Origin of the sequence: Chryseobacterium luquanense (genome assembly GCF_026460945.1) — a bacterium.
Taxonomy (GTDB): Bacteria; Bacteroidota; Bacteroidia; order Flavobacteriales; family Weeksellaceae; genus Chryseobacterium; species Chryseobacterium luquanense.
The window spans coordinates 35,763-49,499 of record NZ_JAOVZV010000024.1 but is presented as its reverse complement, the minus strand read 5'-3'; the positions used below and the strand labels follow the sequence as shown (position 1 = coordinate 49,499).

Here is a 13,737-nt window from a genome sequence, read left to right as displayed (position 1 = left end):
CGGCCCCCCCGAAACTTTTATAAATAATCTCTTATCTGTAAAAGATGTTTAATTGTTTTTAAATTTTCCTGCTGCGGATTTTCATTTAAAACATCAAAGAAAATACAATCTATACCAAAATTTTGCGATCCGATAATATCCGCAATCCAGTCATCGCCAATCAAAATACTTTCTTCTTTTTGAACTTCAGCAAGATTTAAAGAATATTCAAAAATCTCAGGATTTGGTTTTCTAACCCCAACAGAATCTGCACTTGTAATAGTTTGAAAATAATGATCAATTTTGGAAAGAATACATTTTCTTTCAGTAACTTCCTGAAATCCATTTGAAATAATATGAAGCGTATAATTTTTAGATTTTAAATAATCTAAAATATATTCCGCACCTTCAACCAAATGATTGTAATTTAGAATTTTATCTAAGAAATGTTCTTCGAAAAACATTGATAATTCGACATCATCAATTCCAAAACGATTAAAAGTATCATAAAAACGATGTTTTCTAAGATATTCTTTATCAATTTCGCCGTCTCTAATCTGCTCCCAAAGTTTTTCATTAATCTCATGATAAACAGAATGAAATTCTTCAAAATCAATATTGTATTTTAAAGTGATTTCTTCTTTTTCGAAAAGATCTTTTATTGTAAGATAGGCGTTTCTTCGGTGATCCCAAAGTGTATTGTCAAGGTCAAAAAAAATGTGCTGAATTTTCATACAGCACAAAATTAATGATTAATTTTTTGAAAGGTGATAATGATTGTTTTTAATCTTTACCACGTCAAGACTTTTTGAGAAACTAAGCAAAAAATCAATGGTTTGTTTTTTGGGTTTCAAACTTTTTAATTTTAAAGAGTCGATTTTTTTCATAGGCGAAAATTACTTTTTCTTTAAAACGTGAAACCTTATGAAATATTATCTCGTTAAAATAATATTATTCTCTTCCATAATTTTTCTGAGGTTAATCAACGCATATCTTACACGCCCTAAAGTAGTATTAATACTCATATCTGTATGTTCTGCGATCTCTTTAAAACTCAATCCGTCAAAAAACCTGAGTTTTATCACCTCTTGTTGATTCTCCGGAAGAAACTGCAACATTTTCAATAAATCTTCCTGAATCTGTAGACTTACCAATTGATCTTCAATATTTTCCGAAGGTTCTCTTATTAAATCAAAAATAGAAAATTCATCATTATCAAAAGTGGTTTCAGAAACTTTTACATTTTTTGCTTTGGCACGAAAATGGTCTATGATAAGATTCTGAGCAATTCTTTTTGCCCAAAGAATAAATTTTCCTTCTTCATTGTAGCGTCCTTCTTTAAGCATTACAATGATTTTGATAAACGTATCTTGGAAAACATCATTTGCAAGATCCTGATCATTTATTTTGTATAAAATAAATGTAAAAAGCTCTCTTTGGTGGCGATGGATTAATGTTGACAATGCTTCTTCGTCTCCTTTCTGGTACAGAGAAATTAATAGGCTATCTGTTGATTTCATAACTTTTCTCAAATTTATCCGCCGACAAACTTTTTCCTGACTAGGATCAAGTATATATTTTAGTTCGCCGTAATCGGTATTAGAGTAAAGTCTTATCTATAAGCATCAAATTATGCTGTAAATATAAATAAAATTTTAATAACTGTTAAGTAATTATTAAATATTCTAAAGAATTATTTAAAAAAATCTACTTTAACATATCATGTAAGAAGGATGTAGGAATATTTAATGAGAAATTAACATTTAGACCCTTTAATTCTTTACCATTCAAACCTGAATTTCCAACAGGAAAAGCATAACCTCCCGTCAAATCTAAAATCCCAAAAAGAGTAACACCAATTTTTGGAGCAACGTATTTATTAGTTCCTTCCACTCCCGCAAGAAAATAATAAGAGTGGTAAAAGTCTACATTTCTTTCAAAATTAAACAAAATATCACCCTGTAATTTAGGCATAATCGCAAATTCTGAATTTACAGCCCCCATCAAAGCAGAGGCTCCCAACCTGTAAATCACATCATCATTTTTTAGAAACATCAACTTCGCTCCTATTTCACCGAAACTTTGATTTTGGTAAACGTAGCCTACATTAATCATTTTATGAACAGTGTATTGAGCTTTTACCAAAGTTCCTACAAAAAAAAGAAAAAGTATTGTGATTGCAGATTGCATATTCATTATAAAATATTTAGAGTGTAAAAATAAAAAAAACTGCTTTAGCATTTTCATGTTAAAGCAGTTTCTATACCGAAAAGCAGAATTAAATTCCGAAAGCGGATTTAATTTCTTCTACTTTGTCTAGTTTTTCCCAAGTGAAGAATTCCAAACCTTCCAAAGTCAACTCATTTTTGTGACCTTTATTGAAAGTTTTATCTGCAACAAAGTGCTCTCTTCCCATGTGACCATAAGAAGCAGTTTCCTGATAAATAGGATTTCTAAGTTTTAAATTCTGCTCAATTGCATACGGTCTCAAATCGAAAATTGTAGACACTTTTTTAGCAATTTCACCGTCGTTTAAACCAACTTTAGAAGTTCCGTAAGTATTGATGTACAAACCACAAGGTTCTGCAACACCAATTGCGTATGAAACCTGTACCAAAACCTCATCAGCAAGACCTGCAGCAACTAAATTTTTAGCAATATGTCTTGTTGCATAAGCAGCACTTCTGTCTACTTTTGAAGGATCTTTTCCAGAGAAAGCACCACCACCGTGAGCTCCTTTTCCACCATAAGTATCAACAATAATTTTTCTTCCTGTAAGACCTGTATCTCCGTGAGGACCACCGATTACGAATTTTCCAGTCGGGTTGATGTGATATTTAATCTGATCATTAAATAAAGCTTTGATTTCTTCAGTCTGCAAAGCAACAACTCTAGGAATCAAAATATTTTTAATGTCTTCTCTGATTTTATTAAGCATTTCCTCTTCAGCTGCGAAATCGTCATGCTGAGTAGAAACTACAATAGAATCAATTCTTACCGGTTTGTGATCATCAGAATACTCAATTGTAACCTGAGATTTTGCGTCCGGACGAAGATATTTTATTTCAGAATCTTCTCTTCTGATTGCGGAAAGTTCTTTAAGAATAGTATGTGCTAAATCTAAAGCTAGAGGCATATAGTTTGCCGTTTCGTTGGTTGCATAACCAAACATCATTCCTTGATCACCTGCACCTTGAGCATTTGCTTTTGTTTCAAAAGTTTCGTCAGCAACTACTCTGTCAACACCTTGATTGATATCCGGTGACTGTTCGTGGATTGCAGAAATTACTCCGCAAGAATCTCCATTGAACATATATTCACCTTTTGTGTAGCCAATTCCGTTGATTACTTCTCTTGCAATTGTCTGAACATCTAGATAAGCATCAGATTTTACCTCTCCTGCCAAAACAACCTGTCCTGTAGTCACTAAAGTTTCACAAGCAACTTTTGAAGTTTTATCGTATGCTAAAAAGTTATCGATCAATGCATCGGAAATCTGATCGGCGATTTTATCCGGATGTCCTTCTGAAACAGATTCAGATGTAAATAAATAAGACATATTATTCTTTGTATTTTTAAATTAAAAATATGAAGAAAAAAATGATAATTGCCCGAAAATGCTAAAAAGAATTACTGTTTTAGCATTTTTTTAGAGAGGTTGCAATCAGGTCAAATTTTTCCTCGTTCATAAACGTCTGCAAATTTAAGTACTATTTTTTTAATACTCAAAACTTTTCGTTGTTTATTCTAATTTTCTTGAAATTAATGATTTATATAAAATCCCAATAAGTTATTGAGGTTTAATACTTACATAATCTTTCGGAGCACTGTTATAATTAAGTTTTGTATCTAAAGAAGATTTAATAAACGAACCTAATTCGTCAATAATTTTCTGCTTAAATGTCGGCTTATAATAAATAATGCTGATTTCTCTATAAGGGAAAGGTTTTTTAAATCTATAAACTTTGCTTTTTTGCTCTTCTGAAAGTTGATTTAAAGCCAATTCAGGCAAAATACTGATTCCGCCTACTTTATCAACCATGTGAACCAAAGTCTGAATATTTGATGCTAGGAAATCTAAATTTTTAGGCTTCAATGTATTCTCTTTTAAATGACAAATGTTTTCAAACTGATTTCTCAAACAATTTCCTTCTTCTAAAAGCCAAACTTTTTCAACATTTAATTCTTCAGGAACGATAAAAGTATTTTTCTTGTTTGCTTCTGTATCTGAACTGTAAATCATCAATTCTTCGTTAAATAAGAAGTCCTGATAAAATTCGTTGGCATTATCGTAAGGTGTAGAAATAATTCCAGCATCTAATTCTCCAGCTTTTAAAGCTTTGATAATATTATCCGTCGTCATTTCCTTTACGTTCATCTGAATTTTAGGATTATCCTGAAGAAAATGGAAAATTTCAGTTGGCAGAATAAATGAAGAAACCGTTGGAATGATTCCTAAATTAATTGTACCGCCCAAAATATTATTCAGCAAATTGGCTTTATTTTTCAGCTCATTCACTGCCTCAATAATAACTTTTGCCTGATCAATAATTTGCAAACCGACATCAGTAGTTCTTATCGGGTGAGTTGTTCGGTCAAAAACTTTTACATCCAGCTCATCTTCAAACTTCTGTATCATTGCACTCAGTGTTGGTTGAGTTATAAAACACGCTTGAGCTGCTTTACCAAAATGTTTGTACTTATCTACAGCGATAAGATATTCCAATTGCTGAATGTTCATTTGATTAATATTATCTATGACAAAGATATGACGTTTTTAGCATAAGCAATTAAAAATTGGCATAAATTTGATGTTGAAAAATAGAAATAAACCTCAAATCAGAACTATATGGATAGTAAAAAATTAACGACAGGCAGTGGAGCACCTTATTTTGAGCATCAAGATTCACAAACAGTAGGATCGCGTGGTCCGGTTTTATTGCAGGATTTTATTTTGCAGGAAAACCTTGCTCATTTCGTAAGAGAAAGAATTCCCGAAAGAATTGTTCATGCTAAAGGAACTGGTGCATACGGAACTTTTACCGTGACACATGACATTTCACAATATACAAAAGCAAAAATATTTTCAAAAGTTGGAAATTCATGTAGAATGTTTGCAAGATTTTCTACAGTTGGTGGAGAAAAAGGAAGTGCAGATACAGCGAGAGATCCACGAGGATTTGCCTTGAAATTCTACACCGAAGACGGAAATTGGGATTTAGTAGGAAACAACACTCCTGTTTTCTTTATTAAAGATGCTAAAAAATTCCCTGATTTTATTCATACTCAAAAAAGAGTTCCGAAAACTAATCTGAAAAGCGCAACAATGATGTGGGATTTCTGGAGTTTAAATCCTGAATCTCTTCACCAGGTTTTAATTTTAATGTCTGATCGTGGAACTCCTTATGGTTACAGACATATGCACGGATTTGGCTCTCACACTTTTTCAATGATTAATGATAAGAATGAAAGAGTTTGGGTGAAATTTCATTTTAAAACAAAACAGGGAATTAAAAATTTCAGCAATGATGAAGCGACAAAAATGGCAGGTGAAAATCCTGATTTTGCGCAAGAAGATCTTTGCAACGCTATAGACAACGGTGATTTCCCAAAATGGGCAGTTTATATCCAGGTAATGACCGAAGAACAGGCAAAGGAATTCAGATGGAATCCTTTTGACATTACTAAAGTTTGGTTTCAGGGAGATTTCCCATTAATTGAAGTTGGCGAAATGGAATTGAATGAAATTCCTGTTAATTATTTTGCTCACGTAGAACAATCAACATTTTCTCCAAGTAATTTAATTAACGGAATTAGTTTCTCACCAGACAAAATGCTTCAGGGAAGATTATTCTCTTATCCAGATGCACATCGATACAGAGTTGGTGTAAACGCTCATCAGCTTGAAGTTAACAGATGTCCTTTTGCCGTAAATAATTATCAAAGAGATGGTTTTATGGCAGATTCAAGTGAATATCAGGATAAGCCAAATTATCATCCAAACAGTTTTGATGACATCGTACCAGATTCTTCGTATAAAAATTTCGAGTATGAATTAGACAGCAATCATGTTGCAAATTTTAACAGAAATGAAAATGACGATGACCATTATACTCAACCTGGACTTTTATACACAAAAGCAATGAATCAGGAAGACAGAGAACATTTGGTGAACAATATCATAGATGCGATGAGTGGAATTGACGGACCAAAAAGAGATGAAATCATCAACCGACAATTATGCCACTTTTTTAGAGCAAATATTGAGCTTGGCATGAAAGTAGCATCAGGTTTAAGTGTCAATATTGATGCAAACATGATGAATCATTCAAAGTAAACTATTAAATAATAAATACTTAAAAGGGAAAAAATTAAATTTTTTCCCTTTTTATTTGCAAAAAATTTTTAATTTGCAAGTTCTTAAAGATTAAGAGAATAATGACTTACGAAAATATCCTATTAAAGAAAGAAGAAAGAATTGCTGTACTTACTATCAACAGACCTGAAAGTTTGAATGCTTTAAATGCTCAAACAATAAGAGAAATCAGTTCTGCATTGGATGAATTACAGTCTGACAATGAAGTAAGAGTAATTATTTTAACCGGAAGCGGAGAAAAATCATTCGTTGCCGGTGCAGATATAAAAGAATTTAGTAACTTTAATCAGGAAAAAGCAGAAGAGCTTGCAAGAAATGGACAAAATATTCTTTTTGATAAAATCGAAAACTTGTCTAAACCCGTTCTTGCTGCAGTTAATGGCTTCGCTTTAGGTGGTGGTTTAGAATTAGCGATGGCTTGTCATATTAGATATGCCTCAGAAAATGCTAAACTTGGTCTTCCTGAAGTAACTTTAGGACTTATTCCCGGGTATGGAGGAACCCAAAGACTTCCAAAATTAGTAGGAAAAGGGATTGCTAATGAGATGATTTTCTCAGCAAAGATGATTCCTGCACAAAAAGCAAAAGAAATTGGTTTAGTAAATGAGGTTTTCCCGATTGGTGAACTTCTTTCGAAAACAGAAGAATTGGCAAAAATTATAGCTAACAATTCTCCGATGGCAATTTCAAAAGCTATTAAAGCAACCAATCTGTCAGATACGGATAAAGGTTTTGAAACCGAAATTAAATTTTTCGGAGAGCTTTTTGAACTTGACGACAAAAAAGAAGGAGTTACCGCTTTCATTGAAAAAAGAAAGCCAAATTTCTAATACACCACATCACTGATTATTTCGAAAAAAACCGATGCAGATGTATAATAAGTTTGACAAAGCTTATCTAAAAATGGCTCTAGAATGGGCAAAACTTTCCTACTGTGAAAGGAAACAAGTAGGAGCTCTTATCGTAAAAGATAGGATGATTATTTCAGATGGATATAATGGTACTCCATCAGGATCTGAAAACTGTTGTGAAGACGAAACCGGCAAAACCCACTGGTATGTTTTACACGCAGAAGCAAATGCAATTTTGAAATTGGCAGGCTCTACACAATCTGCCCGCGGTGCAACACTGTACCTCACTTTATCGCCCTGTAAAGAATGCAGTAAGCTGATTTTACAGGCAGGAATTTCAAAATTAGTATATATAAATGCTTATTCGGATAATGAAGGAATTGCTTTTTTAAAAGAACATCAGATTGAAATAATACAGGTTTCAGAAAATGAATTAAAAATTTAAAAAACACAACACAATGACTTGGGATGAAAAAATTAAAGATTTTGAAATTTTTCTTCGTTTTGAACGAAATTTTTCAGAAAACACACTCGACGCTTACATTCGCGACATCAAAAAACTTAAAGACTACGCTGTAGGAGACCTTGAAAACACAGGCCCTGAAACAATTACGTATGATAATCTACAGGAATACATTTTCAAATTATCAAAACAAAAATTTAGTGAAAGATCACAAGCCAGATGGATTTCTTCCATTAAAGCTTTTTTCAGATATCTTTTAGAAGACGAAATCCGTGATGATAACCCTTCATCTTTATTGGAAGGACCAAAGTTAGGGCTGTATTTACCCGATACTTTAAGTCTTAGTGATATTGAAAAGATTATTCAGGCTATCGAAATAACTTCAGCTTTAGGACGTAGAAATCACTGCATCATTGAAGTGCTTTACGGTTGCGGATTAAGAGTTTCTGAATTGATTGATATTAAAATTTCTAATATCAACTTTAAAGAAAATTACATTAAAATTACAGGAAAAGGCGAAAAAACACGCTTTGTACCTTTAGCTCAATTTACCGCAAAGCTTTTGAAAGAGTATATTAATGAGGTACGCTCTAAATGTAAAATCAACAAAAAGCATGAAGATATTCTTTTTCTCAACAGTAGAGGAACTTCCATGTCTCGTGTGATTGTATTTATTATCATCAAAGAACTTACCGATAAAGCCGGAGTTAGCAAGAAAATTTCTCCGCATACTTTCAGGCATTCGTTTGCCACTCATTTGTTGCAAAACGGTGCAGATTTGCGTTATATTCAGGAAATGTTGGGACATTCAAGTATTACAACAACCGGAATTTATACCCATCTAAAAACAGAAGAACTTCGGGATGTAATATTGAATTTTCACCCGAGAAATGCTAATATTGTTGAATGAAAATATTAAAATTTTGTCCGAATTGCGGAAAAGAAACCCTCAATTGGGATGGAGAAAAAAAGTGGAGCTGCCCAGAATGCAGCTTCAATTTATATAATAATGTTGCAGGAGCCGTTGCAGTGATCATCCGTTATGGTGATGAAGTTTATTTAACAAGAAGAAATCAAGAGCCTAAAAAAGGGAAACTTGATTTGGCAGGAGGATTTGTAGATCCAAAAGAAAGCGCAGAAAACACTTGTAAAAGAGAACTCTATGAAGAACTTGAACTTGAAATAGATATCAAAAATTTAAAATATCTCACAAGTCTTCCAAATGTTTATCAATACAAAGAAATCGATTATAATACAATTGATTTGTTTTATGAGTACAATGTTTCTGAGAAGTTTGACGTTAATTTAGCCTTATCTGAAATTTCTGAAACGCAATGGATTAAAATTTCAGAAATCAATTTAGATGATATTGCTTTTGATTCTCAGAAAACATTCTTTGAAAACTATATCAAGAATATTTAATCAGAATCTTAAAAAAAATAAATTCCCGCAAATTTAGAAATCTGTGGGAATTTTTATTTTCTGTTAAACCTAGTAAGTTTTTGAATTCAGTATTTCTTCAAAATATTTAGTCAAAACTTTTCTATCATTTGTAGTGAGATTTGCTTCGTCATGATAAATAATGTAAGCGGGCATTGGCATTACTTTATTTTCAATTGTCTGAATCGAATTTTTAAGCATACTTTGCTTTAAATCTTTATTATAAGTTTCCCAAATTGAAAAATTAAGATGTTGTCTTCCGTCATTAACGTGACTTTTCACAGACCATGAAAACGGAGCAATATAAGCATATTTTGGATAAACGGTCTCGTTTGAATGACAATCATAGCAAGCATTTTTGATTAAATCTACAACTTCTTTGGGAGTATTTTTAACATCAATAAAATTCTTGGTTTTATCTACAGGTTGATTCACTTTATCAATAGGAATAAACTGAATTATCGCAAAGCCAACCAAACACCAAAATACTATTTTTTTAAACTTCTGCATTATCTGTTTAATTGAAGTTCTCTACCGTTTCCTCTTGTTCCAGAATTGTTATTTTGAATTGTAGTATTCGTTGTTGGTCTGGTTTGAGTTGGTTGAGATTTAGTGTTTTTATCTGTTGTAGTCGTCGTTCCCATTTTACTCGTATCAAGAACTCTTACATCTTTCAAATCCCAAGTTTCTTTCGAAGTCCATAAAGGACGGATTAGAGCAGTTTTGTAATAAATATAAGAATCTTCGGCAAAAGTTCCGTTTTCGAAATCTGCTTCGTCCCAGTATTTATTTTCATTATTATCAACCAAAATTCGGAGAATATATTCGCCAGGTTTGAGCACATCAAAAGTTACTTCACTTCCGCTTGTATATTTTTGGTAAATAGGTTTTTCACTTGAATCTAAAAGCTGCAACCAGTATTTTTTGTCGGGAGCATTTTCAAGAATAACCTTTAAAAGCCCGTAATTTTCAATTTTATCAACTTCAAAATCAAAACGTTTTGAATCTGGATTTTTATCAAAATAAGAAGAAATTGTTGTTTTAGGAATAGTCAAGTGATATTTTTTTCCGGAAATAAAATCTGACTGAATTAAAATTTGATATGGATTGGTTTCAGAAATTTTTGCCGTGAAAGGCTGAACTATTGTGCTGTCAATTTTTAAAGACCATTTATCAAAGTTAATTTTGTCTACTATGTAATTTGATAATATTTTAAAATCAGTTTTTGGAGGCAATAAAGATCCGCCATTATCACTGTTAATATTCATCACATTTTTCTTATTATACTTAAAGAACGTAGAAACAGTATCCTGTACTTTACCTGTATCATAGCTGAATTCCAATTTTTCATTAACAGTTTGTCCAACGTCACTTTTTACAGCATCAAACCAAATTTTCACAGAATCTGATTTTGGAGTATGAGTAACTTTAATATCTTTCAACTTTTCGCTTACAGAAAGTACTTTTACTTCATCCGGATTTCCTTCAAATAACATCATCACTCCACCTGCCATATCTTTAAACTCAGGTTTTTTGAAAGGTTTTTTTGATGGGTAAAGTTTTAAATTTAAACCTGAAATAGACTTTTCTACAGTTACCGTATCTTTTCTAAAAGCAATTTTTTCTTTTCCGGGATTGTAAATAGAATTTTCATTATCATCATCGAAAGCAATAATCTTATATTTTCCGGGGGCCAAATAATTTAATTCATAATAACCGTCGTCATCAACTTTTGTAATGTAGTAAGGTTTTTGTCGATAATCCATACTGTCTTTCAACTGATAAAGACCTACAACCATTTTATTATCGGAGCTGCTTTTCTTTTTTATTGTAAAACCATCTGTAACTTCACCACTGATGTATAAATCATCCAATTTTTCACCCGTTGAAAAAGCAAAATTGTAATACCTCAAAGGATTTCCTTCGCTGTTATCTACAATTGCATTTCCAAAATTGAAATTATATGTTGTATTTGCCTGCAAAGTATCAGTCCATTGAATGACCATATATTTATTGGCAATATTTGACGGAAGAATTCTTTTAATATTCTTTATTGGCGGGGAAATATTAAGATTTTTATTAATATCTTTTAAAGTAATATATTCGTTAAAATCAATTCGCAGTTCTTTGATGTCTCTTCTTACATTCACTCTTGTGGTATCTATATTTGAACCGATAACTTGCGGAGCTAAAGTATCTTTTGCGCCTCCAATTGGCGAACCAACTCTCGCACAAGACTGTACAAGAATACCGATGATAAATAAAAGAAAGAATCTTTTCATGAAATTATTTGAGCAAAAATAAACATTATTCTCCAAAAACTTCAGTTTGAGTTTTCAAAGTATCCTGATTATCATTCATTATGCTGTGAAGTTTATCTTTTTGAGCCGGAAAATCTTCAAATAATCCCGACAAAGCCAAAGCTGTGTAAACCTTTCCTGAATATTTATTTCCAATTGCAATAATTGTCACTTTAGATTTTAAAAGATGAGCAAAAACGGAATTTGTTCCGTGCCACCATCCGTTGTGATACGTAAGTTTTTCGCCATTGTCAAAAATTTTCATTCTAAAACCTAAACCATAATTATTTTGCCCGGCTTTCTCATTACTGTAAGGAGTGAAAACCATTTGCATCAATTCAGGTTTTAAAAAATCTTTAGAAAACATTGCTTTAGAAAAATTAAGCAAATCTCTCGGTGTTGTATAGACATTTTTATCACCGTAAATCAAATCCAATCGATCTAACGGATACAATTTATTTCCGCCATAATAAAAAGATTGTGATGCAGTTGGAATATCTTTCTCCTGAAAAATATAAGTATTTGTCATTTTCAACGGAGTGAAAACCATCTCTTTCATCGCTTGTGGAAAAGGAGTTTTGGTCACTTTTTCAATCAATAAAGCTAAAAGTGCAAAATTGGTATTGCAATACATAAAACCAGTATCAGTGTCTCTTGCCAACTCAGGTTTGTATTTAATAATCATATTTAAAACATCCTGATTTGTAATGTAGGTCTTCGAAAGTTCTGCGGGAGCTGGTTGAATTTTAGTAATAAAATATTCGTATTTCGGCAGTCCGCTTCTTTGGTCTAATAGAGTCTGAACCGTCACATTAGGATAAGGAAACCCGGGGAAGAATTGCGTTAAATGATCTGATAATTTTATTTTTCCGGCTTCGATTAATTTCATCATTGCCATTGCCGTCATTGTTTTTGAAACTGAAGCGACATGAAGTGGCGTATTTTTATCAATCTTGTTTTGATTGCCTTCTCGTGCAAAACCGCGGTAATTTTCATATAAAACATCATCACCTTGCGCAACAAGAAAACTTCCGCTCAGATTACCACTTTCCCAAACTTTTTTATAGTACTGATCGATATAATTTACAGCTTGTTTTTTGTCTACCAAACTGAAATCACGATCTGCAAAAACTTTGCTTAAATCTACGTTTCCGTAATTCGGAAGATTTGTGGTAGACTCTGCAGTTGCAGCATTGTTTTCGGATTTATTTTTACAGGAAAACAGGAATAAAAATAGGGTTGTAACGAGTACAAGGTTAAGCTTCTTCATGGGTTCAAAAAATGAGTGGCAATTTAATAAAACTCAGTTCAAATATGAAAAGGCGATTATCAATTATGAATTATTTAACATAAAATTTCACACCCTAAATGAGTAATCTAATTCGTTGGTTTTTGAACTAACAAAACGATGCAATAATTTTATCTACAATAACCTGCGCTAATTTCTCTTTACTCTGATGTGTCCAACCTGCTATATGAGGTGTTACGATTGCTTTTTCTGAATTTAAAAGATAGCTTAAATCTTCATTGTCTACTTCAAGATTTTCAAATGAAGACTTTTCATATTCCAAAACATCAAGACACGCACCTTTTACTTTTCCGGATTTTAATGCCTCAACTAAATATTTCGTTTCAATATTTTTTCCTCTTGCTGTATTAACAAAATAAAAGTCATTTTTCATTTCTGAAATAAACTTTTCATTTATTAAATAGTGAGTTTCCTCTGTCAATGGAATATGTAAACTTAAAATCTCAGCTTTTTCCTTTAATTCTTCTAAACTTACTTGTGTTGCAAATTCATCTGAAAGATTTGGCAGAATATCATGGAAAATCACTTTACAACCGAAACCTGAAAGCCTTTTTGCAGTCGTCTTTCCCATGTTTCCGTAACCAATTAATCCAACAGTTTTTCCTAATAGCTCGTCACCACGATTTTCTTCACGAAGCCAGACTCCGTTTTTTACTTCCTGAGAAGCGATGAAAAGTCGGTTCATTAAAATCAACAACATTCCAACAACATGTTCTGCAACAGAATCACGATTTCCTTCCGGAGAATTGATCAATTGAATTCCTAATTTTTCAGCAACAGGAATATCAATGTTTTCCATTCCCGCTCCTACTCTTGCAATGAATTTTAAGTTTTTACCTTTCTCCAAAAAATTAGCATCCAAAGGAATTCTGCTTCGGATAATTACACTATCATAGTTTTGAATTTTAGCACAAACCTCATCATAAGAAGACGAGAAATCTTCTTCCAGAATAAAGTTTTTTTCTAAAAGCTGATGGGTAATAAGAGGATGGTTTTTATCTAATAATAAGATTTTCATT

14 protein-coding genes are annotated in these 13,737 nt (G+C 32.2%); 5 read left to right on the top strand and 9 right to left on the bottom strand.

Annotation, left to right across the window (positions count from 1 at the left end; all coding sequences use genetic code 11):
• Window positions 1-17: 17 nt before the first annotated feature.
• The 5 genes from OEA66_RS19020 to OEA66_RS19000 all read right to left on the bottom strand — a co-directional run bounded on the left by OEA66_RS19020 (window position 18) and on the right by OEA66_RS19000 (window position 4,720).
• Entirely contained in the window at window positions 18-713 is a 696-nt protein-coding gene (locus OEA66_RS19020; RefSeq protein WP_267282891.1) for a YjjG family noncanonical pyrimidine nucleotidase, read from the bottom strand.
• Window positions 714-911: 198 nt separating this feature from the next.
• A complete protein-coding gene (locus OEA66_RS19015; protein WP_267282890.1) occupies window positions 912-1,499 on the bottom strand; it encodes an RNA polymerase sigma factor in 588 nt (195 codons plus the stop codon).
• 187 nt (window positions 1,500-1,686) lie between these two features.
• Window positions 1,687-2,169 carry a hypothetical protein gene (locus OEA66_RS19010; RefSeq protein ID WP_267282893.1) on the bottom strand — a complete coding sequence of 161 codons (483 nt, stop codon included), beginning with the start codon at window positions 2,167-2,169 and terminating at the stop codon, window positions 1,687-1,689.
• A gap of 88 nt (window positions 2,170-2,257) precedes the next feature.
• The gene (metK, locus tag OEA66_RS19005) at window positions 2,258-3,538 is read right to left on the bottom strand and encodes a methionine adenosyltransferase (protein ID WP_267282889.1); all 1,281 of its coding nucleotides are present in this window, start codon (window positions 3,536-3,538) and stop codon (window positions 2,258-2,260) included.
• 231 nt (window positions 3,539-3,769) lie between these two features.
• Window positions 3,770-4,720 (bottom strand): LysR substrate-binding domain-containing protein, encoded by a 951-nt coding sequence (locus OEA66_RS19000; protein ID WP_267282888.1) that lies wholly within the window; start codon window positions 4,718-4,720, stop codon window positions 3,770-3,772.
• 108 nt (window positions 4,721-4,828) lie between these two features.
• On the opposite strand from OEA66_RS19000, the gene OEA66_RS18995 reads away from it, so the two are divergent.
• The 5 genes from OEA66_RS18995 to OEA66_RS18975 all read left to right on the top strand — a co-directional run bounded on the left by OEA66_RS18995 (window position 4,829) and on the right by OEA66_RS18975 (window position 9,091).
• Entirely contained in the window at window positions 4,829-6,316 is a 1,488-nt protein-coding gene (locus OEA66_RS18995; RefSeq protein ID WP_267282887.1) for a catalase, read from the top strand.
• A gap of 101 nt (window positions 6,317-6,417) precedes the next feature.
• Complete coding sequence (locus OEA66_RS18990; protein ID WP_267282886.1) at window positions 6,418-7,185, top strand: enoyl-CoA hydratase-related protein; 768 nt, start codon at window positions 6,418-6,420, stop codon at window positions 7,183-7,185.
• Window positions 7,186-7,219: 34 nt separating this feature from the next.
• Window positions 7,220-7,651, top strand: coding sequence for a deoxycytidylate deaminase (locus OEA66_RS18985; protein ID WP_267282885.1), 432 nt, complete (start codon window positions 7,220-7,222; stop codon window positions 7,649-7,651).
• A 13-nt stretch (window positions 7,652-7,664) separates the two neighbouring features.
• A complete protein-coding gene (xerD, locus tag OEA66_RS18980; RefSeq protein ID WP_267282884.1) occupies window positions 7,665-8,579 on the top strand; it encodes a site-specific tyrosine recombinase XerD in 915 nt (304 codons plus the stop codon).
• The gene (locus OEA66_RS18975) at window positions 8,576-9,091 is read left to right on the top strand and encodes an NUDIX hydrolase (protein ID WP_267282883.1); all 516 of its coding nucleotides are present in this window, start codon (window positions 8,576-8,578) and stop codon (window positions 9,089-9,091) included. The genes xerD and OEA66_RS18975 overlap by 4 nt, the downstream gene beginning before the upstream one ends.
• 69 nt (window positions 9,092-9,160) lie before the next feature.
• Here OEA66_RS18975 and OEA66_RS18970 read toward each other — a convergent pair whose 3' ends face one another.
• The 4 genes from OEA66_RS18970 to OEA66_RS18955 form a co-directional block, all read right to left on the bottom strand.
• Complete coding sequence (locus OEA66_RS18970) at window positions 9,161-9,619, bottom strand: heme-binding domain-containing protein (RefSeq protein ID WP_267282882.1); 459 nt, start codon at window positions 9,617-9,619, stop codon at window positions 9,161-9,163.
• Window positions 9,619-11,391 carry an Ig-like domain-containing domain gene (locus tag OEA66_RS18965; RefSeq protein ID WP_267282881.1) on the bottom strand — a complete coding sequence of 591 codons (1,773 nt, stop codon included), beginning with the start codon at window positions 11,389-11,391 and terminating at the stop codon, window positions 9,619-9,621. Before OEA66_RS18965 ends, OEA66_RS18970 begins: the two co-directional genes overlap by 1 nt.
• A 25-nt stretch (window positions 11,392-11,416) precedes the next feature.
• On the bottom strand, window positions 11,417-12,679 hold the full coding sequence (locus OEA66_RS18960) for a serine hydrolase domain-containing protein (protein WP_267282880.1): 1,263 nt from the start codon (window positions 12,677-12,679) through the stop codon (window positions 11,417-11,419).
• A gap of 127 nt (window positions 12,680-12,806) precedes the next feature.
• A complete protein-coding gene (locus OEA66_RS18955) occupies window positions 12,807-13,736 on the bottom strand; it encodes a 2-hydroxyacid dehydrogenase (protein WP_267282879.1) in 930 nt (309 codons plus the stop codon).
• Window position 13,737: the final 1 nt, after the last annotated feature.

What these genes read in the sequence shown, in the direction of transcription:
- OEA66_RS19020 (WP_267282891.1), bottom strand. Translation starts at nt 713, where the DNA reads ATGAAAATTCAGCACATTTTTTTTGACCTTGACAATACACTTTGGGAT.
- OEA66_RS19015 (WP_267282890.1), bottom strand. Translation starts at nt 1,499, where the DNA reads ATGAAATCAACAGATAGCCTATTAATTTCTCTGTACCAGAAAGGAGAC.
- OEA66_RS19010 (WP_267282893.1), bottom strand. Translation starts at nt 2,169, where the DNA reads ATGCAATCTGCAATCACAATACTTTTTCTTTTTTTTGTAGGAACTTTG.
- metK (WP_267282889.1), bottom strand. Translation starts at nt 3,538, where the DNA reads ATGTCTTATTTATTTACATCTGAATCTGTTTCAGAAGGACATCCGGAT.
- OEA66_RS19000 (WP_267282888.1), bottom strand. Translation starts at nt 4,720, where the DNA reads ATGAACATTCAGCAATTGGAATATCTTATCGCTGTAGATAAGTACAAA.
- OEA66_RS18995 (WP_267282887.1), top strand. Translation starts at nt 4,829, where the DNA reads ATGGATAGTAAAAAATTAACGACAGGCAGTGGAGCACCTTATTTTGAG.
- OEA66_RS18990 (WP_267282886.1), top strand. Translation starts at nt 6,418, where the DNA reads ATGACTTACGAAAATATCCTATTAAAGAAAGAAGAAAGAATTGCTGTA.
- OEA66_RS18985 (WP_267282885.1), top strand. Translation starts at nt 7,220, where the DNA reads ATGCAGATGTATAATAAGTTTGACAAAGCTTATCTAAAAATGGCTCTA.
- xerD (WP_267282884.1), top strand. Translation starts at nt 7,665, where the DNA reads ATGACTTGGGATGAAAAAATTAAAGATTTTGAAATTTTTCTTCGTTTT.
- OEA66_RS18975 (WP_267282883.1), top strand. Translation starts at nt 8,576, where the DNA reads ATGAAAATATTAAAATTTTGTCCGAATTGCGGAAAAGAAACCCTCAAT.
- OEA66_RS18970 (WP_267282882.1), bottom strand. Translation starts at nt 9,619, where the DNA reads ATGCAGAAGTTTAAAAAAATAGTATTTTGGTGTTTGGTTGGCTTTGCG.
- OEA66_RS18965 (WP_267282881.1), bottom strand. Translation starts at nt 11,391, where the DNA reads ATGAAAAGATTCTTTCTTTTATTTATCATCGGTATTCTTGTACAGTCT.
- OEA66_RS18960 (WP_267282880.1), bottom strand. Translation starts at nt 12,679, where the DNA reads ATGAAGAAGCTTAACCTTGTACTCGTTACAACCCTATTTTTATTCCTG.
- OEA66_RS18955 (WP_267282879.1), bottom strand. Translation starts at nt 13,736, where the DNA reads ATGAAAATCTTATTATTAGATAAAAACCATCCTCTTATTACCCATCAG.